Annotated in this window: 29 protein-coding genes and 1 pseudogene; 15 read left to right on the plus strand and 15 right to left on the minus strand. The window is 51.3% G+C overall.

All coding sequences use genetic code 11. The features are described 5' to 3' along the window. The first annotated feature begins 101 nt into the window (after positions 1–101). Complete coding sequence (gene gstA, locus NNO02_RS06085) at positions 102–707, plus strand: glutathione transferase GstA (protein WP_202038721.1); 606 nt, start codon at positions 102–104, stop codon at positions 705–707. A gap of 83 nt (positions 708–790) precedes the next feature. Here gstA and pdxY read toward each other — a convergent pair whose 3' ends face one another. From pdxY to anmK, 5 genes are all read right to left on the minus strand, one after another. Further along, positions 791–1,651 (minus strand): pyridoxal kinase PdxY, encoded by an 861-nt coding sequence (gene pdxY / locus NNO02_RS06090; protein WP_271440570.1) that lies wholly within the window; start codon positions 1,649–1,651, stop codon positions 791–793. Between the two features lie 63 nt (positions 1,652–1,714). Then, the gene (gene tyrS / locus NNO02_RS06095) at positions 1,715–2,989 is read right to left on the minus strand and encodes a tyrosine--tRNA ligase (protein ID WP_271454402.1); all 1,275 of its coding nucleotides are present in this window, start codon (positions 2,987–2,989) and stop codon (positions 1,715–1,717) included. 126 nt (positions 2,990–3,115) lie between these two features. Then, positions 3,116–3,772, minus strand: a complete 657-nt coding sequence (gene pdxH / locus NNO02_RS06100; protein WP_048211753.1) for a pyridoxamine 5'-phosphate oxidase — start codon at positions 3,770–3,772, stop codon at positions 3,116–3,118. Between the two features lie 59 nt (positions 3,773–3,831). Next, on the minus strand, positions 3,832–4,161 hold the full coding sequence (gene mliC / locus NNO02_RS06105) for a C-type lysozyme inhibitor (RefSeq protein ID WP_202038722.1): 330 nt from the start codon (positions 4,159–4,161) through the stop codon (positions 3,832–3,834). 87 nt (positions 4,162–4,248) lie between these two features. Next, positions 4,249–5,370: an anhydro-N-acetylmuramic acid kinase gene (anmK, locus tag NNO02_RS06110; protein WP_271450045.1), complete on the minus strand. Its 1,122-nt coding sequence runs from the start codon at positions 5,368–5,370 to the stop codon at positions 4,249–4,251. Between the two features lie 274 nt (positions 5,371–5,644). Between anmK and slyB the strand changes: the two genes are divergently transcribed. Next, positions 5,645–6,112 carry an outer membrane lipoprotein SlyB gene (gene slyB / locus NNO02_RS06115; RefSeq protein ID WP_003029175.1) on the plus strand — a complete coding sequence of 156 codons (468 nt, stop codon included), beginning with the start codon at positions 5,645–5,647 and terminating at the stop codon, positions 6,110–6,112. 48 nt (positions 6,113–6,160) lie between these two features. On the opposite strand, the gene slyA is transcribed toward slyB, so the two are convergent. Continuing rightward, positions 6,161–6,601 carry a transcriptional regulator SlyA gene (slyA, locus tag NNO02_RS06120; RefSeq protein ID WP_019076732.1) on the minus strand — a complete coding sequence of 147 codons (441 nt, stop codon included), beginning with the start codon at positions 6,599–6,601 and terminating at the stop codon, positions 6,161–6,163. 192 nt (positions 6,602–6,793) lie between these two features. Between slyA and NNO02_RS06125 the strand changes: the two genes are divergently transcribed. The 3 genes and pseudogenes from NNO02_RS06125 to NNO02_RS06135 all read left to right on the plus strand — a co-directional run bounded on the left by NNO02_RS06125 (position 6,794) and on the right by NNO02_RS06135 (position 9,933). Further along, complete coding sequence (locus NNO02_RS06125; RefSeq protein ID WP_202038724.1) at positions 6,794–7,030, plus strand: DUF1656 domain-containing protein; 237 nt, start codon at positions 6,794–6,796, stop codon at positions 7,028–7,030. Between the two features lie 2 nt (positions 7,031–7,032). Continuing rightward, on the plus strand, positions 7,033–7,896 hold the full coding sequence (locus tag NNO02_RS06130) for an efflux RND transporter periplasmic adaptor subunit (RefSeq protein WP_271454403.1): 864 nt from the start codon (positions 7,033–7,035) through the stop codon (positions 7,894–7,896). Further along, positions 7,893–9,933, plus strand: a pseudogene (locus tag NNO02_RS06135) (FUSC family protein). The gene NNO02_RS06130 and the pseudogene NNO02_RS06135 overlap by 4 nt, the downstream one beginning before the upstream one ends. Here the strand turns inward: NNO02_RS06135 and sodC are convergent. The 3 genes from sodC to NNO02_RS06150 form a co-directional block, all read right to left on the minus strand. Continuing rightward, on the minus strand, positions 9,909–10,430 hold the full coding sequence (gene sodC, locus NNO02_RS06140; protein WP_271450044.1) for a superoxide dismutase [Cu-Zn] SodC: 522 nt from the start codon (positions 10,428–10,430) through the stop codon (positions 9,909–9,911). The pseudogene NNO02_RS06135 and the gene sodC sit on opposite strands and share 25 nt — an antisense overlap. 81 nt (positions 10,431–10,511) lie before the next feature. Next, positions 10,512–11,408: an aldo/keto reductase gene (locus NNO02_RS06145; protein ID WP_271440573.1), complete on the minus strand. Its 897-nt coding sequence runs from the start codon at positions 11,406–11,408 to the stop codon at positions 10,512–10,514. A gap of 49 nt (positions 11,409–11,457) precedes the next feature. After that, complete coding sequence (locus NNO02_RS06150; protein WP_137381278.1) at positions 11,458–11,697, minus strand: DUF1289 domain-containing protein; 240 nt, start codon at positions 11,695–11,697, stop codon at positions 11,458–11,460. 101 nt (positions 11,698–11,798) lie between these two features. Here NNO02_RS06150 and NNO02_RS06155 point away from each other — a divergent pair, with 101 nt between their 5' ends. The 4 genes from NNO02_RS06155 to rnt all read left to right on the plus strand — a co-directional run bounded on the left by NNO02_RS06155 (position 11,799) and on the right by rnt (position 14,812). After that, positions 11,799–12,398 carry a TetR/AcrR family transcriptional regulator gene (locus tag NNO02_RS06155; RefSeq protein WP_271440574.1) on the plus strand — a complete coding sequence of 200 codons (600 nt, stop codon included), beginning with the start codon at positions 11,799–11,801 and terminating at the stop codon, positions 12,396–12,398. Positions 12,399–12,452: 54 nt separating this feature from the next. Next, positions 12,453–13,550, plus strand: a complete 1,098-nt coding sequence (locus NNO02_RS06160; protein ID WP_005127184.1) for an alkene reductase — start codon at positions 12,453–12,455, stop codon at positions 13,548–13,550. Positions 13,551–13,662: 112 nt separating this feature from the next. Beyond that, the gene (gloA, locus tag NNO02_RS06165) at positions 13,663–14,070 is read left to right on the plus strand and encodes a lactoylglutathione lyase (RefSeq protein WP_003029198.1); all 408 of its coding nucleotides are present in this window, start codon (positions 13,663–13,665) and stop codon (positions 14,068–14,070) included. 94 nt (positions 14,071–14,164) lie between these two features. Further along, positions 14,165–14,812: a ribonuclease T gene (gene rnt, locus NNO02_RS06170; RefSeq protein ID WP_137381280.1), complete on the plus strand. Its 648-nt coding sequence runs from the start codon at positions 14,165–14,167 to the stop codon at positions 14,810–14,812. A gap of 51 nt (positions 14,813–14,863) precedes the next feature. Here rnt and grxD read toward each other — a convergent pair whose 3' ends face one another. Further along, positions 14,864–15,211, minus strand: a complete 348-nt coding sequence (gene grxD, locus NNO02_RS06175; RefSeq protein WP_003832760.1) for a monothiol glutaredoxin 4 — start codon at positions 15,209–15,211, stop codon at positions 14,864–14,866. A gap of 334 nt (positions 15,212–15,545) precedes the next feature. On the opposite strand from grxD, the gene NNO02_RS06180 reads away from it, so the two are divergent. Further along, a complete protein-coding gene (locus tag NNO02_RS06180) occupies positions 15,546–16,376 on the plus strand; it encodes a C40 family peptidase (protein WP_271454404.1) in 831 nt (276 codons plus the stop codon). Between the two features lie 127 nt (positions 16,377–16,503). Continuing rightward, positions 16,504–17,085, plus strand: a complete 582-nt coding sequence (sodB, locus tag NNO02_RS06185; RefSeq protein ID WP_048211764.1) for a superoxide dismutase [Fe] — start codon at positions 16,504–16,506, stop codon at positions 17,083–17,085. A gap of 40 nt (positions 17,086–17,125) precedes the next feature. Here the strand turns inward: sodB and NNO02_RS06190 are convergent, their stop codons facing one another. Together NNO02_RS06190 and cydH are read right to left on the minus strand one after the other, a co-directional pair. After that, positions 17,126–18,295: an MFS transporter gene (locus tag NNO02_RS06190; RefSeq protein WP_271440576.1), complete on the minus strand. Its 1,170-nt coding sequence runs from the start codon at positions 18,293–18,295 to the stop codon at positions 17,126–17,128. A 177-nt stretch (positions 18,296–18,472) separates the two neighbouring features. Continuing rightward, positions 18,473–18,562: a cytochrome bd-I accessory subunit CydH gene (gene cydH / locus NNO02_RS06195; RefSeq protein ID WP_003029209.1), complete on the minus strand. Its 90-nt coding sequence runs from the start codon at positions 18,560–18,562 to the stop codon at positions 18,473–18,475. 297 nt (positions 18,563–18,859) lie between these two features. On the opposite strand from cydH, the gene purR reads away from it, so the two are divergent. Continuing rightward, positions 18,860–19,885: an HTH-type transcriptional repressor PurR gene (gene purR / locus NNO02_RS06200; protein WP_137381283.1), complete on the plus strand. Its 1,026-nt coding sequence runs from the start codon at positions 18,860–18,862 to the stop codon at positions 19,883–19,885. On the opposite strand, the gene punR is transcribed toward purR, so the two are convergent. Next, positions 19,882–20,814 (minus strand): DNA-binding transcriptional activator PunR, encoded by a 933-nt coding sequence (punR, locus tag NNO02_RS06205; protein ID WP_271450042.1) that lies wholly within the window; start codon positions 20,812–20,814, stop codon positions 19,882–19,884. The genes purR and punR overlap by 4 nt on opposite strands. 111 nt (positions 20,815–20,925) lie before the next feature. Here punR and punC point away from each other — a divergent pair, with 111 nt between their 5' ends. Next, positions 20,926–22,131 carry a purine nucleoside transporter PunC gene (gene punC / locus NNO02_RS06210; RefSeq protein WP_271454405.1) on the plus strand — a complete coding sequence of 402 codons (1,206 nt, stop codon included), beginning with the start codon at positions 20,926–20,928 and terminating at the stop codon, positions 22,129–22,131. Between the two features lie 290 nt (positions 22,132–22,421). Then, positions 22,422–23,570 carry a cyclopropane fatty acyl phospholipid synthase gene (cfa, locus tag NNO02_RS06215; protein ID WP_271454406.1) on the plus strand — a complete coding sequence of 383 codons (1,149 nt, stop codon included), beginning with the start codon at positions 22,422–22,424 and terminating at the stop codon, positions 23,568–23,570. Positions 23,571–23,611: 41 nt separating this feature from the next. On the opposite strand, the gene NNO02_RS06220 is transcribed toward cfa, so the two are convergent. Beyond that, the gene (locus NNO02_RS06220) at positions 23,612–24,259 is read right to left on the minus strand and encodes a riboflavin synthase subunit alpha (RefSeq protein ID WP_115643435.1); all 648 of its coding nucleotides are present in this window, start codon (positions 24,257–24,259) and stop codon (positions 23,612–23,614) included. A gap of 217 nt (positions 24,260–24,476) precedes the next feature. On the opposite strand from NNO02_RS06220, the gene mdtK reads away from it, so the two are divergent. Beyond that, positions 24,477–25,850, plus strand: coding sequence for a multidrug efflux MATE transporter MdtK (gene mdtK, locus NNO02_RS06225; protein WP_271440580.1), 1,374 nt, complete (start codon positions 24,477–24,479; stop codon positions 25,848–25,850). A gap of 19 nt (positions 25,851–25,869) precedes the next feature. Here mdtK and NNO02_RS06230 read toward each other — a convergent pair whose 3' ends face one another. Further along, the gene (locus NNO02_RS06230) at positions 25,870–26,568 is read right to left on the minus strand and encodes an RluA family pseudouridine synthase (RefSeq protein ID WP_271454407.1); all 699 of its coding nucleotides are present in this window, start codon (positions 26,566–26,568) and stop codon (positions 25,870–25,872) included. Between the last annotated feature and the right edge of the window lie 32 nt (positions 26,569–26,600).

The raw sequence follows: 26,600 nt of genomic DNA on the forward strand, positions 1-26,600 counted from the left end.
TCAGGGAAACTTAATTTCAGGCCGCTAACTGTTGTTAGCGGCTTTTTTTTTGTTCCAGGTAGCACTACCATACGGTATACCTCAGCCAAAAGGAGTTACCGATGAAACTGTTCTACAAACCGGGCGCTTGTTCTCTTGCTTCCCACATCACACTTCGTGAGAGCGGTAAAGATTTCACGCTGGATGGTGTTGATCTGATGAAGAAACGTCTGGAAAACGGCGACGATTTTTTCGCGGTAAACCCGAAAGGACAAGTTCCCGCACTGTTGCTGGATGACGGTACACTACTGACCGAAGGCGTTGCCATCATGCAATATCTGGCAGATACCGTTCCAGACCGTCATCTCCTGGCCCCTACCAGCAGCCTCTCCCGCTACAAAACTATCGAATGGCTTAACTATATCGCTACAGAGCTACATAAAGGTTTTACCCCTCTGTTCCGCCCGGATACGCCAGAGGAGTACAAACCAACCGTTCGCGCATTGCTTGAGAAAAAAATGCAATATGTGAACGAATCGCTGAAAGACAACCCGTGGATTTGCGGCGCACGCTTCAGCATTGCTGATGCCTATCTGTTTACCGTGCTACGTTGGGCGTATGCAGTTAAGTTGAATATGGCAGGATTAAGCCATATCGAGGCGTATATGACGCGCATGGCTGAGCGTCCGGCAGTTGCCGCAGCGCTTAAAGCGGAAGGGTTAAATTAATTGTTGTTACCGGGTAGCGCTTGCGCTTACCCGGCCTACAGAAAAACGTAGGCCCGATAAGCGTGAGCGCCATTGCACATTGATTACAGCTGAGTGGCGCTAAAGTAGTGTTCTGGTTTCGCGATACGATCCTGGGCGGCAACCACCTGCAGTTCATACTCCTGCATCTCTTTGGTGGCGATCATAATTTCGTACACCGCCGCAGTCACATGCTCCAGCGCCTGCTGCAATGAAGCCCCCTGCAACAGTTTAACCAACAGCAAGCCACTGGTGACATCACCAACGCCAACCGGTTGGCGTGCGCCAAAATCGACAAGCGGACGGCTGATATGCCACGCCTGATCGGCGGTAACCAACAGCATCTCAAAACGATCTGCGCTGATACCTGCACGGGCAAGATGCTTAACCAGCACAATTTCCGGTCCCTGAGCAATCAGTTCACGGGCAGCCATCACCGCTTCATCAACATTGTTAACCGCATGCTCGCACAGAATTTCGAGCTCAATCAGATTTGGCGCGATAATGTCGCTGGCCGGAAGTGCATGACGAACATGAAATTCCGCAACGCCAGGTGCCACGATGCAGCCTTTTTCAGGATGCCCCATCACTGGATCGCAAAAGAATTTCGCCTGAGGATTTGCCGCTTTCACTTTGCGCACAATACCCAGAATATGCTCGCCCTGCTCTGCGGATCCCAGATAACCACTCAGCACCGCATCGCAGGTCTTAAGTTTATCGATATCAGCAATACCCTGAACAATTTCAGTCAGGTGGCTGGGCGGCATAACACAGCCGGTCCATTTACCGTACTGCGTGTGGTTAGAAAACTGAACGGTGTTGAGCGGCCAGACATTCGCGCCAAGACGACGCATCGGAAATTCGGCAGCACTGTTGCCGGCATGGCCAAAAACAACGTGGGACTGGATGGCGAGGATATTCTTCATTTTACTTACCACAACCCTAAAAAATAAAGGGGCGTAGTTTCCCACGCCCCTGCTGACTTTTACTTATTTCCAGCAAATCAGACAGTAGTTCTTTTTGCCACGGCGCAGTAAGGTGTAGCGGCCGAACAAAATATCACTGTCCTGGAAGAAATATTCCGGGTCAGATTGTTTCTCACCATTAATGGTGACCGCATTAGACGCAATGGTCTTACGCGCCTGACCGCGCGAAGGCTGCAGTTCAGAATCCACCAGCGCCTGCATCAGGTCGGCACCCTTGTCCATTTCGATCATTGGTACACCATCCTGCGCCAGCTGTTCGAAGTCCGCTTCGCTCAGATCGCTCAGGTTACCATTGAACAGGCTTTCGGTAATGCGTTTCGCCGCCACTAAACCTTCTTCGCCGTGAACCAGACGCGTTACCTGCTCAGCCAGAACATACTGGGCACGCGGTGCTTTACCGCTGTTCTTATCTTCTTCTTCCAGCGCATTGATCTCTTCAATGTCCATAAAGGTGAAGAATTTCAGGAAGCGATATACGTCCGCATCAGCCGTGTTGATCCAGAACTGGTAGAACTTGTATGGACTGGTTTTCTTCGGATCCAACCAAACTGCGCCACCTTCCGTTTTACCGAACTTGGTACCGTCAGCTTTAGTGATCAGCGGAACCGTAAGGCCAAATACCTGGTTCTGATGCAGGCGGCGGGTCAGATCGATACCAGAGGTGATGTTCCCCCACTGGTCAGAACCACCAATTTGCAATGCCACGCCATGCAGTTTATTCAGGCAGGCAAAATCATAACCTTGCAGCAGGTTGTAAGAAAACTCGGTAAAGGAGATCCCCTGATCGTCACGGTTCAAACGCTGCTTAACCGCTTCTTTGTTGATCATCTGGTTTACGGAGAAGTGTTTGCCGATATCACGCAGGAAAGTCAGTACGTTCATACCGCCAAACCAGTCGTAGTTGTTCGCAGCAATCGCCGAGTTGTCGCCACAGTCGAAATCGAGGAACGGTGCAACCTGTTTGCGGATTTTATCCACCCACTCTTGCACGGTATCTTCGGTATTCAGTTTACGCTCGGCGGCTTTAAAGCTCGGATCACCAATCAGACCCGTTGCACCGCCTACCAACGCAACAGGCTTATGGCCTACCTGCTGGAAGCGTTTCAGGCATAACAATGGAACCAGATGCCCCAAATGCAAGCTGTCAGCGGTAGGATCGAAGCCGCAATAGAGCGCGATCGGGCCTTGCGCCAGTCGCTCTGCTAACGCTTCCTCGTCCGTCACCTGGGCCACCAGCCCCCGCTCTTGCAATTGTTTAATCAAGTTACTGCTTGCCATCAAAATCTCCATGTATAAAACGACTGCACCTTTGCCGGTACACGACTTTTCGCCTGATGCGAAAGAGACATAGAATAAAGCGCCGGATTCATCAGCACCAGCGCTTAAAACAAGAATTTTGCATCTTTAGGGGGCCAGGCGGTCAATTTTCCACGCGTCATCTTCACGTTGGTATAAAAAACGGTCGTGCAGACGGTTTTCGCCACCCTGCCAGAACTCCATTTGTTCAATGCTCACGCGAAATCCGCCCCAGAAACTTGGCAACGGAACTTCCCCTTGCTGAAACTTCTGCTTCAGCTCAAGAAATTTACTTTCCAGAATTCCACGTGCGGAGATCCGACTGGACTGCTTAGAAACCCAGGCGCCAATCTGGCTATCGCGCGGGCGACTGTGGAAATATTTCACCACCTCAAGCGTGGACAAGCGTTCGGCCTTACCGATAACCATCACCTGCCGTTCCAGCGTATGCCAGGGGAATAACAAGCTGATGCGCGGGTTGTTCTCGATCTGGTGCGCCTTACGGCTACCCATGTTGGTATAAAACACCAGCCCTTTGTCATCATAATGTTTGAGCAACACGATTCGCTGGTACGGCTGGCCGTGTTCATCGACTGTTGCGACGACCATCGCGGTAGGGTCTGCCAGTTTGGCATCACAGGCTTGCCCCAGCCAGCGCTCAAACAGCGCGAGGGGTTCGGCGGGAAGATCGCGGCGGCGAAGACCGCCTTTCGTGTATTCACGGCGCAGATGCGCGATTTGCTGCAATTCGTCGTTATCAGACATGATGTTGGGCTACGGATTGTCAGTGGGTGACGCTATTGTGCGCCGCCCAGGTGAAAATCTCAACGCTTCGGGTTCTGTAACTGACAGTTATTCAGCACAATTCTGTCTCGTTTATAGACCGTCGCATTGTCTCCTTTAGACCAGAAGACGTAGATACCATCTGTGTAGCGTGCACCCGATGCCGACACGCCCTGTTTGAGATTCAATAGTTGATTATCATAAACAAAGCTCGCTACCTGTCGGGTATTATTCAACTTTACGGTAAGCGGTTTTTCATCACAGCGATATTCGAGCGTATCCGTTTGCATACGCTCGACAAATTGGTTGTACACACTACAACCGGTAAGCAATACGGGCAGACACACTAATAACAGTTTTTTCATAGCCATATCCTGAAGACTTTCCTGGTCCCGGAGGGCAAAAACACCCTCCCTAACATCCCTAGTTTATCGGTATACCGCCTGGAATAATTTCAGTTAACTCTGAGTTCGTGGATTGGCGGGAAAAATAGCCCCTAAAACGCTGGGCTCAGATGCGCCGGTCACAGAAGGCAGGTTCCCCGGCAGTCCCGCGAGTGTACGCCACGCCAGCCAGGCAAAGGCTAACGCTTCCATATCATCACCACTGATCCCTGCTTCATCGGTGGAGGTCACTTCCGTACCCGGCAGCAGCGCCGCCAGACGCATCATAAGAAGTGGATTGCGACTACCACCGCCACATACCATCAACCGTTCACACCCTCCGCTCAGCAGGACCTGTTCGGAAATCGTCACGGCCGTCAATTCAGCCAACGTCGCCTGTACGTCTCGTGGGCTAATTCCCGGGAACTGCGCCAGATGGCGTTCAATCCAGCCATAATTAAAATACTCACGCCCCGTACTCTTTGGTGCTGGTGCAGAAAAATACGGGTCGTTAAGCATCGTTTGCAACAGCGGCAGAATCACTGTACCCGAACAGGCCCATTGCGCATCTTTATCATAAGGTTGGCCACATTGCCGCCAAATCCAGGCATCCATCAGCATATTGCCCGGACCGGTGTCATATCCCCGAACCGGTTGTTTTGGGATGAGCAGTGACAGATTGGCAATACCACCAATATTTAACACCATCCGGCGCTCCGTTGGATGCGCCAGCAACGCCTGGTGAAAAGCAGGAACCAGCGGTGCCCCCTGTCCGCCTAACGCGATATCGCGCCGACGAAAATCACCGACTACCGTTACCCCGGTACGCGCAACAATCTGGTTGTTATCACCAATTTGTAGCGTGTGCGGCGCAATTCCTGTCGGTTCATGCCACACGGTTTGCCCATGACAGCCGATCGCAACAATATCCTGCGGTTTTAATTTTTCCTGCTGCAGCAACGCATTGACCGCATCGGCGAACAAACGCCCCAACTGCGTGTCCAGTTGACCGTATTGGGAAAGCGTCAGTTGCTGCCCCTGGCAGATATCCAGAATGGCCTGTTTTACATGAACGGGGATGGGCCATGTCAGACTTGCCTGCTGCGCAACCATCGTTTCATCTATCGCCGCCAGCACAACATCCACACCATCAAGACTGGTTCCAGACATCACTCCGATAAAACGGCCCGATTTCATACGTCATCCTTTTAAGCAAATTAGCCTTGACACTCCACCATAAAGTGTCGACTAATTCCATGCTTCCTTAATGATTTTTGTGGGTTAATCTTTCCAGTAACCCCTAAATTCCATTAACGTGATGAATGATTCGTTTATACTCGGTTAACCCGATTTCGGTTAAGATTTTCATATTGTTCCAGTAGAACATGTGACCTTAGACTCACAAATGCCATATAATTTAGCCATGAGGAGTGCTTTATTAGCGTTTCGTGGTGACAAAGGAGATTTGTAAATGATTAAACGTGTGCTGATTGTTTCATTAATGGGCGTATCTTTAGCGGGCTGCGTTAACAATGATAGCCTTTCAGGTGACGTGTATACCGCATCCGAAGCGAAACAAGTTCAGAACGTTACCTACGGTACGATTGTTCATGTTCGTCCGGTGCAAATCCAGGGTGGTGACGACGCAAACGTGATTGGCGCTATTGGTGGTGCTGTGCTGGGTGGGTTCCTCGGTAACACAGTAGGCGGCGGTACCGGTCGTTCATTAGCGACAGCTGCGGGTGCGGTTGCCGGCGGCGTAGCAGGCCAGGGCGTACAAGGCGCGATGAATAAAACCCAGGGCGTAGAACTGGAAATTCGTAAGGATGACGGTAATACCATCATGGTGGTTCAGAAGCAGGGTGCGACCAAATTCTCTGCAGGTCAGCGCGTTGTTATGGCTAACAATGGTAGCCAGGTTACCGTGTCTCCACGTTAATCGAATTCACGTGTGGTCAGCCTCTGGCCACACGTCGTTTTGATCGCTTTAGCCCTGCGACTGCAGTTCAATGATATTGTGTTCCAGTCTGGCGACCAGTTTTATCAGCAGATCAATTTCCTCAGCGGAAATCCCTTCCAAAATTTCGCCGCGCGTTTTGTTGATAACCGCTTCCATATCAGCAATCAGCGGTTCGGCCTTCTCCGTTAATTTAATTCTCTTTGCCCGACGATCGCTGGCGCAAGTCTGTCGTGAAATGAGTCCCTTTTCTTCTAACTGGTCGAGCGTACGCACCAATGAAGGCTGCTCAATACCAATCGCTTTAGCCAGCTGGATCTGTGATTGATCCGGTGGCAACTGATGAATGTTGTGCAGCGTAACCCAATGCGTCTGCGTCAACTCCAGAGGTTTCAGGCGATGGTCAATCAGAGCACGCCAAATGCGCACCAACCGTGCCAGATCAGAACCTAATGGCGATTCCAATTTCATCTCCTTATAATTAGCTTGCTAAGTTATTGTGCTGATTTTAGAATAGTGTGCAGCATTTGTATTCCCAAAACAAATGTATTGCCAAATTTGCTTACCGGTTGACATTTTTTCAGACATTATGCCTTACAGAGACACATTGTCCCTTTTTTTGCTAAACCTATAGCAACGCTCTTTTCGCCAAGGATTTTGCCCGTGAAGTTTATGTTTAATGCAACAGGATTGCCCCTACAAGATTTAATGATCGGAGCATCTGTCTACTTCCCCCCTATTTTCAAGGCGTTTGTTGCAGGATTTATCCTCTGGCTAGTTGTTCATCGCCTGCTACGCGACGGGATCTATTCTGGCGAAATCTGGCATCCCCTGTTAATGGATCTGTCCCTCTTTACGCTTTGCGTGTGTCTGGCCTTTGTCATGTTGATTGCGTGGTGATTATGTCGCTTAAAACCATTAAATACTTCTCCACTATTATAGTCGCTGTTATTGCCGTCCTCGCCGGGTGGTGGATGTGGAATTACTATATGCAATCGCCATGGACGCGTGACGGAAAAGTCCGCGCTGAACAGGTCAGCATCACTCCGCAGATCTCTGGCAGCATTAGTGAACTCAACATTAAAGATAATCAACTGGTTAACAAAGGCGATGTTCTTTTTGTTATCGACAAGACTCCTTTCCAGATTGCTGAGCTGAATGCACAGGCTCAGTTGGCCAAAGCGCAGTCCGATCTGACCAAAGCCAATAATGAAGCCAAACGTCGCCGCAATTTGTCGCAAAATTTCATCTCAGCCGAAGATTTGGACAGCGCACTGCTCAATGTAAAAGCCATGCAGGCGACCGTTGCCGCAGCCCAGGCCAGTTTGCGCCAAGCTCAGTGGCAACTGGCGCAAACGGTAGTCAAAGCCCCGGTCACAGGCTGGGTCACCAATCTATCAACCCGTACCGGAGACTACGCCTCAACGGGTAAACCTCTGTTTGCCCTGGTCGACAGTCACTCTTTTTATGTCATGGGCTATTTCGAAGAAACCAAGCTACGCCATATTCAAGACGGGGCACCAGCACTTATCACGCTCTACAGCGGCAATATTAAGTTACAGGGTCACGTTTCCAGTATTGGTCGCGCCATTTATGATCAGAGTGTGGAAAGCAATTCCGGTCTGGTGCCTGACATCAAACCAAACGTTCCGTGGGTTCGTCTGGCGCAGCGGGTTCCCGTTCGGATCGAATTTAATACCCTTCCGCACGATGTTACGCTGGTTTCTGGGACAACCTGTAGCGTGTCCATCGGTCAGCAAAAATGAAACTACCCCGCCTGACACCGGCCAGTCTGCCGTGGTTTAAAGCCACGGGTGGACAGTGGCGTTACGCGCTGCGTAATACTATCGCGATGTGTCTGGCGTTAACCTTCGCCTATTACCTGAACCTGGACGAACCCTACTGGGCGATGACATCAGCAGCGGTGGTCAGTTTTCCAACCGTTGGTGGCGTGATCAGCAAAAGCCTGGGGCGTATCGCGGGCAGTTTACTTGGTGCAACGGCCGCATTGATTATAGCCGGTCATACCCTCAATGAACCCTGGCTGTTTCTGTTGAGCATGTCAGTCTGGATCGGTTTTTGTACCTGGGCGTGTGCGCATTTCACCAACAACGTGGCCTACGCTTTTCAACTGGCAGGCTATACTGCAGCGATTATTGCGTTTCCAATGGTGCATATTACAGAGGTAACGCAGCTGTGGGATATCGCCCAGGCACGCGTGTGCGAAGTCATCGTCGGGATCCTCTGTGGCGGCTTGATGATGATGATCCTGCCCAGCACATCCGATGGCACCACGCTGCTGACCGCATTGAAAAATATGCATGCACGTTTGCTGGAGCATGCCAGCTTGCTCTGGCAACCAGAAACCACAGATGCTATCCGCACCGCCCATGAAGGGGTGATCGGTCAAATCCTGACAATGAATCTGCTACGTATTCAGGCGTTCTGGAGCCACTACCGTTTTCGCCGTCAAAATACCTTACTCAATGCGTTGTTACACCAACAGTTGCGGTTGACCAGCGTTATTTCCAGTCTGCGGCGAATGCTACTGAACTGGCCTAATCCTCCGGCTAATACCCGGGATGTCATCGAGCAGTTGCTGACCGCGTTAGTCAAACCTGATACCGACAGCTACGCCGTCGCGCGGATTATCGCCCCGCTGTGCCCCATCGATCAGCATGACTATCGGCACGTCGCCTTCTGGCAGCGTCTGCGCTATTTTTGCCGCATCTATCTGAAAAGCAGTCATTATCTGGGCTTACTGGAAAAGGGCGTCACGGCCGATCGTATCAATATTGAGCGTACGCCGGGTCTTGCCCGTCATACCGATAATGCGGAGGCTCTCTGGAGCGGATTGCGTACCTTCATTACGCTGATGTCCATCGGCGCGTGGAGCATTGGTGCACAATGGGAGTCAGGCTCCGGGGCTCTGACGCTTGCCGCCATCAGTTGCGTGTTATATTCCGCCGTAGCGGCCCCCTTCAAATCACTCTCTTTGCTGATGCGCACGCTGGTCCTGCTGTCGCTGTTCAGTTTTGTGGTGAAATTCGGTCTGATGGTACAAATTACCGATCTCTGGCAGTTCATTCTGTTTCTCTTTCCGCTGCTTGCCACCATGCAATTGTTAAAATTACAGATGCCGAAACTGGCGGGCCTTTGGGGACAGCTGATCGTCTTTATGGGATCGTTTATCGCGGTGACCAATCCTCCTGTCTATGATTTTGCAGGTTTTTTGAATGACAATACGGCGAAGATCACCGGCGTCGCGCTGTCGTGGCTGGCTTTTGCTATTCTACGGCCAGGTTCTGATGCGAGAAAAAGCCGCCGCCATATTCGCGCGTTACGGCGTAACTTTGTCGACCAACTTAGCCGCCATCCTTCACTCAGTGAAAACGAGTTTGAGTCGCTGACCTATCATCATGTCAGCCAGCTCAGCAACAGCCAGGATGCACTGGCGCGACGTTGGTTACTACGCTGGGGAGTGGTGTTACTGAACTGCTCACACGTCGTATGGCAACTTCGCGTCTGGGAGGCGCGATCAGATCCGCTGGCGCGCGTCAGGGATGTGTGTATCTCACTGTTACGCGATGTAATGAGTGAACGTGGCGTGCAGCAACGTCCGCTGAATGCCACGCTTAATGAACTCCAGCGCATCTGTGATGCACTGGCCCATCATCATCAGCCCGCAGCGCAGGAGTTATCGGCCCTTATCTGGCGACTACACTGCTCACTTTCACAACTTGAGCAAGCGCCGCCACCGGGCACGCTGAGTCGCTGATTACTTGATAACACCACAGGCATAACGTGCCCCTCCGCCGCCAAGTGGTTTCGGCTGATCGGACATATTATCGCCACCAACGTGGATCATCAGCGCCTTACCTTTTATTTCATCAAGTGATTTCAACCGGGGGGCTGTCACTGTCGTCGTGGCATTCCCTTCGTTATTTACCACCAGTAAAGGCAGGTCGCCCATGTGGCCTGCACCTTCCGGACCTTCATGCTTGCCAGTTTTATGCGGGTCATAATGACCGCCAGCCGATTCTGCTGCCGAGGCTTTCCCCTCTTTAATAGCGGGCTGGCAACTGCCGTTAGCATGCACATGAAAACCATGTTCACCCGGCGGCAGCGCTTTAAGATCAGGCGTAAACTCCAGCCCTTTTGCGGATTCGGCAATGGTGACAGTACCAATTTCCTGGCCAACGCCCTGCGACGTCACCAGATTCATCACCACTTTCTCACTGGCAGCCTGTGCACCAGCACAGGCCAGTAACGTGATGATGGCTAAACTCAAACGCTTCATACAACCTCCGTCATCCAGGTGTCTGACTGATAAGTGTAATCCAGTGACACAAATTTGAACGACGGAACGCTGAATACGTGATTAAGGCACGTCGTAACCGAGCGCTGCTTTACGAATACGGAACCACTGCTGGCGAGACATGTTCAATGACTCTGATTCAATTGCAGCACGCACACGTTCGATTTTACCCGAGCCAATAATCGGCAGCGGCTGCGACGGTAGACGCAGGATCCACGCATACACCACCTGCTCTATGGACTGCGCATTCAGTTCTTCTGCTATCACGGCCAGTTCATTGCGCAGCGGCTGGAAGGCGTCATCATTGAACAGACGCCCACCGCCCAGGCAAGACCAGGCCATTGGGCGGACACGCAGTTGTTGCAGCTGATCTAACGTCCCATCCAACAGGAGAGGTTGATGCACCGGAGAAATTTCGACCTGATTGGTTGCCAGAGTAAAGGGTAATCGTGATTGCAGCAGTGAAAACTGTGCTGGCGTGAAGTTAGAGACACCAAAATGGCGCACCTTACCGCTATGATGTAATGTCTTGAAAGCTTCCGCCACATCATCTGCATCCATTAACGGATCGGGGCGGTGGATCAACAGCAGATCAAGGCGATCGGTTGCCAGCAGCTTCAGCGACTGTTCGGCACTGGCAATAATATGGGCGCTGTCAGTGATGTAATGACCCAGCGCGTTTTCCTCTTTCGCTGTCGTGGCAATACCGCATTTGGTAACAATCTGCATTTTTTCACGCAGGTGCGGTGCCAGTTTCATTGCCTCGCCAAACGCCGCCTCACACTGGTATCCGCCATAAATATCCGCGTGATCGACAGTCGTGACACCCAGATCGAGATGTTCCTCAATAAAGCTGACTAGCTGACGCGCGGACATATTCCAGTCCATCAGACGCCAGTACCCCATCACAAAGCGCGAAAATTCCGGGCCTTGCGGCGCAATAGTAATACGCTGAACCATAGCAGCTTCCTTATAAGTGAATGTGCATCGAGTATACGCAATAACGCTTTTAAAAGAGTGAAGGTTGTTGCGGTTCTTCCGGCGGGTTGGATTTGTTTGCGCGTAATTTACGCATCAGACGCTGGCGACAGAGTCGCAGCACCTCCTGCTTTTGGGCATCGCTCATTTTCTGCCAGTTAAAACGCTCATCCCGACTGCGAAAACATCCACGACAAAAACCGCGATCGTCAGACTGACATATACCGCGGCATGGGCTCTGGACGGGGAAAAACTCCAGCTGTTCGGCCACATCCCCTCCTTTTGTAAGATTGATATACCTATTGAAGACGGTAACTGAAAATCTGGCAAGCGCTATTGCATTAGACCGACTGGTCTATTACACTCCTCGACATGAACAAAGTAACTGAACACGATACACGCGAACATCTTTTGGCGACCGGCGAGCGACTGTGTATGCAGCGCGGTTTCACCGGTATGGGTTTGAGCGAGCTACTGAAAACCGCGGAGGTTCCCAAGGGTTCGTTTTATCACTATTTTCGCTCAAAAGAAGCGTTCGGTGTGGCGATGCTGGAGCGCCATTACGCGAGCTATCATCAGCGACTGGCTACGCATTTTGAGACGGGCGCAGGAAACTACCGCGACCGCATTCTGGCCTACTATCAGGAAACTCTGAACCAGTTTAGCCAGCACGGCATCATCAGTGGCTGTTTAACTGTGAAATTGTCTGCCGAAGTGTGCGATCTTTCCGAAGATATGCGTACAGCAATGGACAAAGGCGCCCGGCACATTATTACGCTGCTGGCGCAGGCGCTGGAAAAAGGTCAGGCGAATCATTGTCTGTCGTTTGTTGGCGAACCTTTGCAGCAGGCGCAGGTGTTGTATGCGCTGTGGCTGGGTGCCAACCTGCAGGCCAAAATGTCGCGTAGTGCCACGCCGCTGGAAAACGCGCTGGCTCACGTCAAAACCATCATTGCAGCGCCTGTCGTTTAACAGGCGTTTTTATTTAATTTATCACTAGACGACCGGTCTATTAAGGAGTGTAACATGTCATCTGAAAAACTCTTTTCCCCGCTTAAGGTGGGTGCGATCACTGCGGCAAACCGTGTGTTTATGGCCCCACTTACGCGTTTGCGCAGCATCGAACCTGGCGACATCCCTACTCCGCTGATGGCCGAGTACTACCGTCAACGCGCCAGTGCGGGTCTTATCATTAGCGAAGCTACACAGATTTCTGCGCAGGCGAAAGGTTATGCCGGAGCGCCAGGTTTGCACAGTGATGCACAAATTGCTGCGTGGAAAAAGATTACGGCGGCTGTACACGCTGAGCAGGGCCATATTGCCGTTCAGCTGTGGCATACCGGGCGTATCTCCCACTCCAGCCTGCAGCCAAACGGTCAGGCTCCGGTTGCCCCGTCCGCCATCAGTGCCGGAACCCGAACTTCACTACGCGATGAAAATGGACTGGCCACACGTGCCGATACCTCAATGCCACGTGCGCTGGAAACCGAAGAAATCCCGGGTATCGTGAATGATTTCCGCCAGGCGATTGCCAATGCGCGTGAAGCCGGTTTTGACCTGGTCGAGCTGCACTCTGCTCACGGTTACTTACTGCACCAGTTCTTGTCGCCAACTTCAAACCAGCGTACCGATCAATACGGCGGTAGCGTTGAAAACCGCGCCCGTCTGGTACTGGAAGTTGTCGATGCCGGTATTAAAGAATGGGGTGCTGATCGCATTGGTATCCGTGTTTCCCCTATCGGCTCGTTCCAGAACGTCGACAACGGTCCGAATGAAGAGGCTGATGCTTTGTACCTGATCGAACAATTGGGCAAGCGCGGCATTGCTTATCTGCATATGTCCGAGCCAGACTGGGCTGGTGGCGAACCGTATTCAGACGCGTTTCGCGAGAAAGTTCGCGCACGTTTCCACGGTCCGATTATTGGTGCGGGTGCCTATACGCCGGAGAAAGCTGAATCACTGATCGAGAAAGGTCTAATCGATGCAGTTGCCTTTGGTCGTGCTTACATTGCTAACCCGGATCTGGTTGCACGTCTGCAGCGTAAAGCCGAGCTCAATCCACAGCGTGCGGAAAGTTTTTACGGCGGCGGTGCTGAAGGCTATACCGATTACCCTACCCTGTAAGGTCCTGAGAATTGCCAATCGATTTCTAATCGTTCATTGATAGCGGCGTTATAACGCCGCTATACTAAAACAACATTTTGAATGTATTAGCCATTTTTGAAGGGGAAGAAAGATGCGTTTACTTCATACCATGCTGCGCGTGGGTGACCTGCAGCGTTCCATCGAGTTTTATACCAACGTGTTGGGCATGAAGCTGCTGCGTACCAGCGAAAACCCTGAATATAAGTACTCTCTGGCATTCGTCGGATACGGCCCTGAAACCAGCGAAGCCGTGATCGAACTGACCTATAACTGGGGCGTTGACAAGTATGAACTGGGTACCGCATATGGCCACATTGCCCTGAGCGTAGATAACGCGGCAGAGGCCTGTGAACGTATTCGTCAAAACGGCGGTAACGTGACGCGTGAAGCCGGTCCGGTAAAAGGCGGTACGACGGTCATCGCGTTTGTTGAAGATCCAGATGGCTATAAAATTGAGCTGATCGAAGAAAAAGACGCCGGCCGCGGTCTGGGCGACTAAACTCTCCTCGGGCGCAGATCGTCTGTGCCCGTAGTTTTATACTCATCATTTTGCCATAATACGCGCTGCAATTTTCCCGTATTAAGAGACCCAGATGTCCGATAACGCTCAACTTTCCGGTCTGTGTGACCGTTTTCGTGGTTTTTATCCTGTCGTCATTGACGTCGAAACAGCAGGATTTAACGCCAAAACCGATGCGCTGCTTGAAATTGCCGCCATCACACTGAAAATGGATGAACAGGGCTGGCTGATGCCGGACATGACGTTACATTTCCACGTTGAACCGTTTGAAGGGGCGAATTTACAACCCGAAGCGCTGGCATTTAACGGCATCGACCCCAGCAACCCGCTGCGTGGTGCCGTCAGCGAGTACGACGCGCTACATGCCATCTTTAAAATGGTGCGCAAGGGTATCAAAGATAGCGGCTGTAATCGGGCGATCATGGTGGCGCACAATGCGACATTTGATCACAGTTTTATGATGGCTGCGGCAGAACGCGCCTCTCTGAAACGTAATCCGTTTCACCCCTTCGTCACCTTTGATACGGCAGCATTAAGCGGCCTGTCGTTGGGGCAAACAGTACTGTCAAAAGCCTGCCTTGCTGCAGGAATGGAGTTTGATGGGACTCAGGCGCACTCGGCGCTGTATGACACCGAACGGACAGCCGTTCTGTTCTGCGAAATTGTTAACCGCTGGAAACGTCTCGGCGGCTGGCCTCTGCCAGTGCCCGAAGAGGCGTAACGGCGGCATAAAAAAAGCGACCTGCGGAGGTCGCTTTTTTATTTTTGCTGGTTACTCAGCGTCCGGCTCTTCGGTTTTGTATTTCGCCGCAGTTTCTTTAATCAACTGCTGCAACTCACCACGCTGGTACATTTCAATTAAAATGTCACAGCCGCCTACCAGTTCACCATCAACCCACAGCTGTGGGAAAGTCGGCCAGTTGGCATATTTCGGCAGCTCGGCGCGAATATCCGGGTTCTGCAGAATATCAACATAAGCAAAACGTTCACCACAGGCGGACAACGCCTGCACAGCCTGAGCAGAGAAACCGCAGCTTGGCAGTTTTGGGGAACCTTTCATGTACAGGAGAATCGGGTTTTCAGCGATCTGGCGCTGGATTTTTTCGATAGTGGTGCTCATTATCTTGCTTCCTTAAACTTCTTTTACGGCAGTAGTCTGACATTGTAGCGGGTCAGGCAGGTAACGGAAAATAACATTTTCATTACGCGATATTATTTTATCGCCTGTCGTTAAAAGTTGCATTCACAATCTCATTTATCCGCGTAAAGCCTGGGGATTTGATTATCTGTTCACCAATTACGCCTTGAATTGCTGTTTTTTTTTGCGGTCGGTTACGAAACGTAGTTTTAAACGAAAAAAGCTATTAACTTTCCCTCTTTCTATAGATTAGAATCGTCAAGTTTTGAAAATCACACGCAGGCACGATAGACCTGCCTTACCAGAGGACTGCTCAGTGGCGCGGATAAACCGAATCTCGATCACGCTCTGTGCTTTACTTTTTACCACACTGCCTTTTACGCCTATGGCTCATGCTTCCAAGCAGGCCAGGACGACGCCTACCGCTTCCCACACCGTCAAGACGGTAGATAAAAAGAAAAGCGCAACAACCAGCCAAAAAGCAACAAAAACCAACAAGAAAACGGCGACAAAAAACTCCAGTAAAACCAGTACGAAAACGGCCTCCTCTTCCAAAAAACGCACAGCAACTCCGGCAAAATCGACGAAAACAGCAAACCGTCGCAGTAAAACAGCGGCAATACAAACCCCTGCCGTCACCTGGACTGAAAAATGTACCCCGCGCAAAGGTCATAAGCCACGTTGTGTAAAAGTGAAGACGACTGCACCAACAGCCGTTGCGGATGTACATAAAGTAAAAGTACAGAAAGCAACCAAAACCGCTATGTCTACCCTGATGAACCAAATCGGTAAACCTTACCGTTGGGGTGGCACATCACCCAGAACCGGTTTTGATTGCAGCGGGCTGGTTTATTACGCATACAAAGATCTGGTGAAGTTCCGCATCCCGCGTACCGCCAATGAAATGTATCACCTGCGCGACGCTGCGCCGATTGAACGTGGTGAACTGAAAAACGGTGATCTGGTCTTCTTCCGCACGCAAGGTCGCGGTACCGCCGACCACGTTGGCGTCTATGTTGGCAATGGTAAATTTATCCAGTCTCCACGCAGCGGTCAGGAAATTCAAATAACCTCTCTGAGCGAAGATTACTGGCAACGCCACTACGTGGGCGCTCGCCGTGTGATGACGCCGAAAACAATTCGCTAAAAACTTACCCTACAGAATATGCTGTAGGGTAAGTTCTTCTTTTGCATAACCTTTCAATTTGCTACCCTATCCTTACTCACAATGAGGCTATTGTGTGTACTCAATATAAATAATAAGGAGAGAAGCAATGTCGTTCGAATTACCTGCATTACCGTATGCCAAAGATGCTCTGGCACCGCACATTTCTGCCGAAACGCTGGAATACCACTATGGCAAACACCATCAAACCTACGTGACCAATCTGAATAACCTGATTAAAGGCACCGCGTTTGAAGGTAAATCACTGGAAGAGATCGTACGTAGCTCTGAAGGTGGTGTATTCAATAACGCAGCACAGGTATGGAACCACACGTTCTACTGGAACTGCCTGGCACCAAACGCAGGCGGCGAGCCGACCGGTAAACTGGCCGAAGCGATTGCCGCCTCCTTTGGCAGCTTTGCAGACTTCAAAGCACAATTCACCGATGCCGCTATCAAGAATTTCGGTTCTGGCTGGACCTGGCTGGTAAAAGGAACGGATGGCAAACTGGCTATCGTATCCACCTCCAACGCAGGTACACCGCTGACGACTGACGCGACGCCTCTGATGACCGTTGACGTGTGGGAACATGCTTACTACATCGATTATCGTAATGCCCGTCCTGGCTACCTGGAACACTTCTGGGCACTGGTGAACTGGGAATTTGTTGCGAAAAACTTCGCAGCATAAAATGACAACGCAGAAGGGGTTCCCTTCTGCGTTTTTGTTTTTAATTCGTTGCGTTGCAGACTTCTTCCGCTTGCTTTCTTGCCGAGACAAAGACCAGCAGTAACGCAAGTCCCGCCACAATCGCCCCCATTACCGGGACGAAACTGTAGCCCAACCCTCCGGAAATTACCGCCCCACCGGCGGCCGCTCCCAGGGCATTCCCCAGATTAAACGCGCCAATATTCACTGACGATGACAATCCAGGTGCCTCACTGGCAACGCGCATCACACGCATCTGCAGCGGCGGAACCACCGCAAACGTTGCTGCGCCCCACACCACCATACTCACGGCCGCACCCAGCTCATTACGTGCAAGGAAAGGTATCGCCAGCATAATAACCATCAGCAGCAATAAAAAGCCTTTCAGCGTACCGTTAACCGAACGGTCAGCCAGTTTACCGCCCAGATAGTTACCGATAGAGAACCCAACGCCAATCAGCACCAGCATACCGGTGACAAACGCCGGCGTAGCATGAGTAATACTGTGCAGCACCGGTGAGATGTAGGTATAAAGCGTAAACATCGCTCCGGCCCCCAGAACGGTCGTCAGTAAAGCTGACACCACTTGTGGACGCATTAATACAGCCAGTTCTTTGCGCACATCAGGGCGCTCACCTGCCCCGCCTTTCGGTAACGAGAAGAACAGACTGACCATCGCGATGACGCCCAGTCCCGCCGTCGCCATAAAGGACATACGCCAGCCGATGGTTTCCCCAAGCCAGGTTGCCGCGGGAACACCGCCAATATTCGCGATCGTTAACCCCATAAACATAGTCGCAACGGCGCTGGCCTGTTTATGTTTGGGGACAACGCTTGCCGCCACAACCGAGCCGAGGCCAAAAAATGCCCCGTGGTTAAGACTGGTCAAAATGCGCGACAGCATCAGCGTCGTGTAATCCGGAGATATCGCCGAAAGCACATTACCCAATGTAAAAATGGCCATCAGGAAGATAAGCGCATTGCGACGCGCACGATGGGACAGCAGTAAGGTCATCAGCGGTGCGCCAACCATCACGCCTACCGCATACGCGCTGATTAACATCCCTGCGGCCGGAATGGAAACATCCACGCCTTTGGCAATGACGGGTAGCAATCCCATGGGAGAGAATTCGGTCGTTCCAATGCCAAACGCACCTATCGCCAGCGCCAGTAAAGGATAATTTATTTTCATCTATCGACTCCGTAACGTCGAGCCTTGGCACGACACATCATAAGAGTCAAAAGCATGACATTGATCGCAAAATTAATAAAGTTAACAAAACTGCAAAAGACTTTTGCTTATTTGCAAAAAATAGGAAGGGAAAGACAAGCAGAAAGGATGAGGGAGAGTGAACTCCCTCGGGGGAAATCAGTGCAGTGCTGCGGTCAGGCCACCCGCAACAATCAGGCCCAGAACAATTATGGTCGTCACTAACGAAAATTTCAGATCGGTGCTCATCAAGTTTTCTCCTTTTTATTCCCACACAAAAAGTGATATTGCGCATTTTTACACACTTGAAAGCAAAAATCTCTCACGATTTATATTGATAACTGCTTTTAACTCTTCCCCTTTTCGTTAAGATCAGACAAAATTCCACGCTTACTTGATTAGCGTACCGGCCATTGACCCCTTCCTGACGTTCCGTGTCGTTTTCCCGGCGTGCCGCAACCCTGATGTTGCGTTGAGGGTGTGTAAAGGCAAACGTTTACCTGGAGTATTCTCAGGAGCTTAGGATATGGTCTGGAGTGAGATGTAATGGCAACTATTAAAGATGTAGCGAAGCGAGCAAACGTTTCCACTACAACCGTATCACACGTAATTAACAAAACGCGCTTTGTCGCAGAAGAAACGCGCAACGCTGTCTGGGCAGCGATTAAAGAACTGCACTACTCCCCTAGCGCAGTTGCACGTAGCCTGAAGGTGAATCACACCAAATCGATCGGTTTGTTGGCAACCAGCAGTGAAGCTGCCTATTTCGCCGAAATTATCGAGGCTGTTGAGAAGAATTGTTTCCAGAAAGGCTACACGCTGATTCTGGGCAACGCCTGGAACAGCCTTGAAAAACAGCAGGCCTACCTGTCTATGATGGCGCAAAAGCGCGTAGATGGCCTGTTGGTAATGTGTTCAGAGTATCCGGAATCACTGCTTTCCATGCTCGAAGAGTATCGCCATATTCCAATGGTGGTCATGGACTGGGGCGAGGCAAAAGCCGACTTTACCGATACCGTCATTGATAACGCTTTTGAAGGTGGTTACATGGCAGGCCGGTATCTGATTGAACGCGGTCATCGTGAGATCGGCGTGATCCCGGGTCCCATGGAGCGTAATACCGGCGCAGGCCGCCTGGCTGGCTTCATGAAAGCGATGGAAGAGGCTCTGATTAAAGTTCCCGAAAACTGGATTGTCCAGGGTGATTTCGAACCTGAATCCGGCTACCGCGCTATGCAGCAAATCCTCTCCCAGTCGCATCGCCCAACCGCCGTATTCTGTGGTGGCGATATTATGGCGATGGGGGCGCTGTGTGCCGCAGACGAGATGGGACTGCGCGTGCCGCAGGATATCTCAGTTATCGGTTACGACAACGTGCGCAACGCCCGTTACTTCACCCCTGCGCTGACAACCATCCATCAGCCAAAAGATTCACTGGGTGAAACGGCCTTCAACATGCTGTTAGACCGAATCGTGAATAAACGTGAAGAATCGCAGTCTATCGAGGTGCACCCACGCCTGGTAGAACGTCGTTCCGTTGCCGACGGTCCATTCCGCGATTATCGTCGTTAAGTCAGTTGTGCGGGAGCCTCATCCGGTTCCCGCAGCCACTCTTTATTCAGCGTCTCACTATCCCCCAGGTAGTCCAGTAACCAGCTCAGTGCAGGCGACGTATCGTTCTGCTGCCAGGTCAGGCAACAAGCGGCATCCGGGAACGGATTTTCCAGCTGTAACGCCACCCATTTTCCGCTATCGATCCACGGTTTTGCAAAATGCGTCGGTACCATCCCGACACAGAGTCCGGCTGACAAGCAGGTGGCCGAGGATTCCCAGTCAGGAACCACAACGCGTTTTTGGTTGTCCAGTAACCATGTAATACGTTTCGGCAGTGTGCGGGACGTGTCTTCGCGTACCAGCGATGGCCAGTTGCGCAACGTATCGTCACTGAGCGGTCCCGGCATTGCCGCCAACGGATGATGACTGGCTACCACGCAACTCCAGCTCAGCATTCCCATATCCCGGAACGTATAGCGTCCCCCTACCGGAATGGCCTGCGTTGCTCCGATAGCTAACTCCACGCGACCATCCGACAGCGCGTCCCAAACGCCATTAAACACCTCCTGAAAGACCAGAAGTTCCACATCATCGAAATGGCGGTAGAAATCCACAATCATCTGTCGGGTCCGTTCTGGACGCACAATATTATCTACCGCAATCGCCAGCTGTCCTCGCCAGCCATTGGCGATTTGTTGACATTGCTGACGGGTGATCTGCATTTTTTTGATAACAGACCGACCTTCTTTTAAAAACCACGCGCCAGCAGGCGTTAATTCCACGTCCCGATGACGGCGTTCAAAAAGAGGCACAGCCAGCCACTCTTCCAGTTGGCGCACCGTGTAGCTTACCGCCGAAGGTACGCGGTGCAACTCCTGAGCAGCGGAACTAAAGCTACCGTTACGCGCCACTGCATCAACCACCTCAAGTGAATATTCCGACCACATGCTCTGCCTGCAAAAAATTTGAAATCAGTAAGCAAATATTAGCGTTTCACAGCGAGAATTACACTCACTACACTCAGCGGCAATGTTCTATTGCTAAAAAGAGAAACGATAATGCAACCAGGAAAAGGGTTTTTAGTCTGGCTGGCAGGTCTTAGCGTGCTAGGTTTTCTGGCAACGGATATGTATTTGCCCGCCTTTGCTGCTATTCAGTCCGATTTACAGACACCCGCTTCTGCCGTGAGTGCCAGCCTTAGTTTGTTCTTAGCGGGTTTTGCCGTTGCACAACTTTTGTGGGGGCCACTCTCCGACCACTATGGTCGTAAACCGATTTTGATGCTGGGCTTATCCATCTTCGCGCTGGGCAGCCTGGGTATGTTGTGGGTAGAAAACGCCACCGGCTTACTGGTGCTGCGCTTTATTCAGGCCGTTGGTGTCTGTGCGGCTTCGGTTATCTGGCAGGCGCTGGTTACCGATTATTATCCTTCACAAAAAGTAAACCGCATCTTTGCCACCATTATGCCGCTGGTCGGATTGTCTCCTGCACTTGCACCGTTATTAGGCAGTTGGATCCTGGTACACTTTTCCTGGCAGGCCATTTTTGCCACCCTTTTTGCGATTACCCTGATCCTGATGTTGCCGGCCCTGCGCTTAAAACCAACGGCAAAAGCGCGCGATGATAGCCAGGATAAACTGACGTTCGCGACGTTGCTGCGCTCCAAAACATACCGTGGAAATGTACTGATTTACGCAGCATGTTCCGCGAGCTTCTTCGCATGGCTGACGGGTTCACCGTTTATCCTTAGTGAAATGGGCTATAGCCCGGCTGTGATTGGTCTGAGCTATGTCCCGCAAACTATTGCATTTTTGATCGGTGGTTACGGCTGCCGTGCGGCACTGCAAAAATGGCAGGGTCGCCAGCTTCTGCCGTGGTTACTTATCCTGTATGCCATTAGCGTTATCGCCACCTGGGCTACTGGCTTTATTCACCACGTTGCGTTGGCTGAAATCCTGATCCCATTCTGCGTGATGGCCATTGCAAACGGGGCAATCTACCCTATCGTTGTCGCCCAGGCGCTGCGTCCATTCCCTCAGGCAACAGGGCGTGCCGCTGCGCTGCAGAACACGCTGCAACTGGGACTATGCTTTCTGGCAAGCCTGGTCGTTTCGTGGCTAATCAGCACGCCGCTGCTCACCACCACCAGCGTTATGCTGACGACAGTGCTGCTGGCCGCGCTAGGCTACAAAATGCAGTCACAGACTGACAACACATCCTTGCCGGATGAGAGCGCGCAAATTGCCCACGGTGAGTCACATTAATCATTGTTGCGGGCATTTAGTTAGCCCGCTAACAATTATCGGTTGAATAGCCAAAAATTCAGGCCTATACTGATTTTCGGTTGTTAATAAAACGATAAGATTTATAGAGTAACGGGAACAAGCAGGTTCCCGTTTTTCCATGGATGGCCTTTTCGGCAAGGGTTCCTCCCTTCCTCTGTTCTACGTCGGATTATAGATTCGCGGATTAATTCCGTGAGATTTCTCACAAAGCCCAAAAAAGCGTCTACGCTGTTTTAAGGTTCTGATCACCGACCAGTGATGGAGAAGCTATGAGTTCATCATGTATAGAAGACGTCAGCGTACCGGATGATGACTGGTACCGAATCACCAATGAGTTATTGAGCCGTGCAGGCATTACCATTAATGGCCCGGCACCGGCAGATATTCGCGTTAAAAACCCCGACTTTTTCAAACGCGTGTTGCAGGAAGGATCGTTGGGGTTAGGTGAAAGTTATATGGACGGCTGGTGGGAATGCGATCGGCTGGATATGTTTTTTAGCAAAGTCCTGCGTGCAGGTCTTGAAAGCCAACTGCCCCGCCACTTCAGAGATACGCTACGTATCGCAACGGCCCGTCTGTTTAATTTACAAACCAAAAAACGTGCCTGGATCGTTGGCAAAGAACACTACGATCTTGGCAACGATCTCTTTACCCGCATGCTTGATCCCTACATGCAATATTCCTGCGCCTACTGGAAAGATGCCGATACCCTGGAATCTGCCCAGCAGGCGAAGCTAAAAATGATTGCCGAGAAATTGCAATTGAAACCAGGTATGCGCGTACTCGATATTGGCTGCGGCTGGGGAGGCTTGTCCCAGTTCATGGCGTCACAATACGGGGTAAGCGTGACTGGCGTGACGATTTCAGCAGAACAGCAAAAAATGGCGCAGACGCGCTGTGAAGGGCTGGATGTCACGATTTTGCTGCAGGACTACCGTGACCTGAATGACCGGTTTGACCGTATCGTTTCCGTCGGTATGTTTGAGCATGTGGGACCGAAAAACTACAACACCTATTTTGACGTTGTTGACCGTAATTTAAAGCAAGATGGTCTTTTTTTGCTGCATACCATCGGCTCTAAAAAAACCGACAATAATGTTGATCCGTGGATCAATAAATACATCTTCCCGAACGGCTGTTTACCGTCAGTTCGCCAGATTGCTAACGCCAGCGAGCCACATTTCGTGATGGAAGACTGGCATAACTTTGGTGCGGATTACGATACCACTCTGATGGCCTGGCATGAGCGTTTCATGACCGCCTGGCCAGAAATTGCCGACAACTATAGTGAGCGTTTTAAAAGGATGTTCAGTTATTACCTGAATGCGTGTGCTGGCGCATTTCGCGCGCGCGACATTCAGCTGTGGCAGGTTGTGTTCTCTCGTGGCGTTGAACACGGGCTCCGCGTTCCCCGTTAGACAGCATCGCCCCCGAACTCGCGGGGGCTTTTTATTTCGACTTAAACGCCCGCTTCGCCAGTCACGTTACTCATCGCGCTTTCACGCGCGGCCAGTACACGTTCAACCGTATCAACAACGGCCTGTGTTTGCGGGTCAATTTCGATATTGACTCGTGCACCCAGTTTTTTCTTGCCCAGCGTTGTACGTTCCAGAGTTTCCGGAATCAAATGCACGCAAAAACGTGTCGGTGTTACCTCACCTACCGTCAGGCTAATACCGTCAATACCGATAAATCCTTTGTACAGGATGTATTTCATCAGCGACGGATCCTGAACTTTAAACCACACCTGACGATTATTTTCAGAGGTCAGAATTTTAGATACTTCAGCGGTAGTCATAATATGGCCCGACATCAGATGTCCGCCGATCTCATCGCTGAATTTTGCCGCACGTTCAACGTTGACCAGGTCCCCGACTTTCAGGTCCCCCAGATTGGTGATTCGCAGCGTCTCTTTCATCAGATCGAAGCTTATCTGGTTACCGTTAATTTCGGTCACTGTCAGACAACAGCCGTTGTGTGCCACCGATGCGCCTGTCTCCAGCCCATCCAACATGTATTCAGGTAACTCCACTACATGTGTGCGAAAATTCGGTTTTTCATCAATCGACACCAGTTTCGCGGTGCCCTGCACAATACCCGTAAACATACCTGTAACTCCTGAACTCAATTAAGACATCTCTGCTGTGCACAATAGCAGGTGGAAAATCAGGTTGCCAGCAATGCGCCACTCCCACCTATTTTTTCACTGGAGAAATACGGATTCCTCGCTACAATAGACTGAAATTTCCCCTGCATTTTCTCCTTGCTGCCATATAAGGCGGCTTTTTTAGTCTCTCAAATAACAACAATATAGTGGTGTACACGTGCAAAAGTATGTAAGTGAAGCGCGTCAGTTATTAGCTCTGGCAATTCCGGTGATTCTTGCGCAAATCGCTCAAACCGCAATGGGATTCGTCGATACCGTGATGGCCGGCGGATACAGCGCGACGGACATGGCCGCCGTTGCTATTGGTACGTCCATCTGGCTACCCGCAATTTTGTTTGGCCACGGTCTGTTGCTGGCGCTGACGCCAGTGATTGCGCAACTTAACGGTTCCGGGCGCCGCGATCGTATTGCTCATCAAATACGTCAGGGGTTCTGGCTGGCGGGGAGCGTATCCGTTCTGATTATGATTGTGCTTTGGAATGCGGGATACATTATCCGCTCGATGCATAACATTGATCCTGCACTGGCCGACAAAGCTGTTGGCTATCTGCGCGCACTGCTCTGGGGTGCGCCCGGATATTTATTCTTCCAGGTTGCCCGTAACCAGTGCGAAGGTCTGGCCAAGACCAAACCGGCAATGGTAATGGGTTTTCTCGGCCTGCTGGTGAACATTCCGGTTAACTATGTTTTCATCTATGGCCATTTAGGTATGCCAGAACTGGGCGGCGTAGGCTGTGGTGTGGCAACGGCCGCGGTATATTGGGTGATGTTTGCCGCCATGCTTTCTTACGTAAAACGCGCCCGATCAATGCGCGACATCCGTAATGTCAGTGGCTTCCAGAAACCTGATACCGTGGTGATGAAACGCCTGGTGCAGCTGGGTTTGCCCATTGCGCTGGCATTATTTTTTGAAGTCACGCTGTTTGCCGTGGTGGCGCTGTTGGTCTCCCCTCTGGGGATTGTCGACGTCGCCGGACACCAAATCGCGCTGAACTTCAGCTCATTAATGTTTGTCTTGCCGATGTCTTTGGCTGCTGCCGTCACCATTCGTGTGGGATACCGCCTGGGTCAGGGATCAACCCTGGATGCACAGACCGCTGCCAGAACAGGTTTAGGTGTCGGCGTATGTATGGCGATGATGACCGCCATTTTCACCGTCACATTGCGCGAGCACATCGCCCTGCTCTACAACAATAATCCTGAAGTTGTCACACTGGCTGCACAGCTGATGTTACTGGCTGCCGTGTACCAGATTTCGGACTCAATTCAGGTTATTGGCAGCGGGATCCTGCGTGGTTATAAAGATACGCGTTCCATTTTCTTTATCACCTTCACGGCGTACTGGGTGCTGGGTTTGCCAAGTGGATATATTCTTGCGCTCACCGATCTGGTCGTCGACCGCATGGGGCCAGCGGGCTTCTGGATGGGCTTTATTATTGGCCTGACCTCTGCCGCGGTGTTGATGATGCTGCGGATGCGTTTTCTGCAACGCCAACCGTCTGCCGTCATTCTGCAACGTGCAGCACGATAACACCGTAATAGCCGCCGGGTTAAAATGGGCTGGCATGGCAGATATTGATTTGTTCTTTGCTGATGGGATGCACCAGGCGCAATTCGCTGGCGTGTAACATCAGCCGTGACGTCTGCTCCGTGCCAGGCCACTCACGGCCACCATAAAGATCACAGCCCCAGATCGGATGACCCAAATGCTGACAGTGAAGACGTAGCTGATGGGTTCGTCCGGTCTCCGGCATCAGTTGTACCCGCGTCAGGGGCAGTGACCTTCCATCCTTCAGTCGTTGATTGAAGCGCTCAATCACCCGAAAACGAGAACGCGCAGGCTTACCGCTAATTGCACTAATCGACATCAACGGAAACAGTGCAGGATCTTTGGCAATGGCAGCATCAATCACACCGTCATCCTGTTTAAGGTGTCCACATAACAATGCGCTGTACACCTTAGTCACCGAGCGTTGGCTGAACTGCTGACAGAGCGCAGCATTGATTGCTTTATTGCGTGCAACGACCATCAGACCTGAAGTACCGAAATCAAGCCGGTGCACCAACGTGCAGCCCGGGTATATCTGTGCCAGGCGATAGTGCACTGAGTCGAGATTTTGTGGATTTTTCCCCGACAGACTCAGCAACCCACTGGGTTTATTAATAAGCAGCAGATGTTCATCCTGGTAAAGGATCTCTATTTCATCATGGCACGGCGGAGCAACAAAGGAGTCGAGAATCGTAGACATCAGACAACCAGACTAAAAAGTGGGGGTGGATC

Origin of the sequence: Citrobacter sp. Awk 2 (assembly GCF_028069815.1) — a bacterium.
In the GTDB taxonomy this organism is placed as follows: domain Bacteria; phylum Pseudomonadota; class Gammaproteobacteria; order Enterobacterales; family Enterobacteriaceae; genus Citrobacter.

Coding starts and splice junctions, on each gene's coding strand:
- NNO02_RS06190 (WP_271440576.1), bottom strand. CDS start 18,295: ATGAAAATAAATTATCCTTTACTGGCGCTGGCGATAGGTGCGTTTGGC.
- NNO02_RS06230 (WP_271454407.1), bottom strand. CDS start 26,568: ATGTCTACGATTCTCGACTCCTTTGTTGCTCCGCCGTGCCATGATGAA.
- slyB (WP_003029175.1), top strand. CDS start 5,645: ATGATTAAACGTGTGCTGATTGTTTCATTAATGGGCGTATCTTTAGCG.
- punC (WP_271454405.1), top strand. CDS start 20,926: ATGCAACCAGGAAAAGGGTTTTTAGTCTGGCTGGCAGGTCTTAGCGTG.
- NNO02_RS06155 (WP_271440574.1), top strand. CDS start 11,799: ATGAACAAAGTAACTGAACACGATACACGCGAACATCTTTTGGCGACC.
- slyA (WP_019076732.1), bottom strand. CDS start 6,601: ATGAAATTGGAATCGCCATTAGGTTCTGATCTGGCACGGTTGGTGCGC.
- NNO02_RS06145 (WP_271440573.1), bottom strand. CDS start 11,408: ATGGTTCAGCGTATTACTATTGCGCCGCAAGGCCCGGAATTTTCGCGC.
- NNO02_RS06130 (WP_271454403.1), top strand. CDS start 7,033: ATGTCGCTTAAAACCATTAAATACTTCTCCACTATTATAGTCGCTGTT.
- NNO02_RS06220 (WP_115643435.1), bottom strand. CDS start 24,259: ATGTTTACGGGTATTGTGCAGGGCACCGCGAAACTGGTGTCGATTGAT.
- gloA (WP_003029198.1), top strand. CDS start 13,663: ATGCGTTTACTTCATACCATGCTGCGCGTGGGTGACCTGCAGCGTTCC.
- grxD (WP_003832760.1), bottom strand. CDS start 15,211: ATGAGCACCACTATCGAAAAAATCCAGCGCCAGATCGCTGAAAACCCG.
- sodB (WP_048211764.1), top strand. CDS start 16,504: ATGTCGTTCGAATTACCTGCATTACCGTATGCCAAAGATGCTCTGGCA.
- mliC (WP_202038722.1), bottom strand. CDS start 4,161: ATGGCTATGAAAAAACTGTTATTAGTGTGTCTGCCCGTATTGCTTACC.
- NNO02_RS06160 (WP_005127184.1), top strand. CDS start 12,453: ATGTCATCTGAAAAACTCTTTTCCCCGCTTAAGGTGGGTGCGATCACT.
- cfa (WP_271454406.1), top strand. CDS start 22,422: ATGAGTTCATCATGTATAGAAGACGTCAGCGTACCGGATGATGACTGG.
- cydH (WP_003029209.1), bottom strand. CDS start 18,562: ATGAGCACCGATCTGAAATTTTCGTTAGTGACGACCATAATTGTTCTG.
- gstA (WP_202038721.1), top strand. CDS start 102: ATGAAACTGTTCTACAAACCGGGCGCTTGTTCTCTTGCTTCCCACATC.
- anmK (WP_271450045.1), bottom strand. CDS start 5,370: ATGAAATCGGGCCGTTTTATCGGAGTGATGTCTGGAACCAGTCTTGAT.
- purR (WP_137381283.1), top strand. CDS start 18,860: ATGGCAACTATTAAAGATGTAGCGAAGCGAGCAAACGTTTCCACTACA.
- tyrS (WP_271454402.1), bottom strand. CDS start 2,989: ATGGCAAGCAGTAACTTGATTAAACAATTGCAAGAGCGGGGGCTGGTG.
- pdxY (WP_271440570.1), bottom strand. CDS start 1,651: ATGAAGAATATCCTCGCCATCCAGTCCCACGTTGTTTTTGGCCATGCC.
- punR (WP_271450042.1), bottom strand. CDS start 20,814: ATGTGGTCGGAATATTCACTTGAGGTGGTTGATGCAGTGGCGCGTAAC.
- rnt (WP_137381280.1), top strand. CDS start 14,165: ATGTCCGATAACGCTCAACTTTCCGGTCTGTGTGACCGTTTTCGTGGT.
- sodC (WP_271450044.1), bottom strand. CDS start 10,430: ATGAAGCGTTTGAGTTTAGCCATCATCACGTTACTGGCCTGTGCTGGT.
- pdxH (WP_048211753.1), bottom strand. CDS start 3,772: ATGTCTGATAACGACGAATTGCAGCAAATCGCGCATCTGCGCCGTGAA.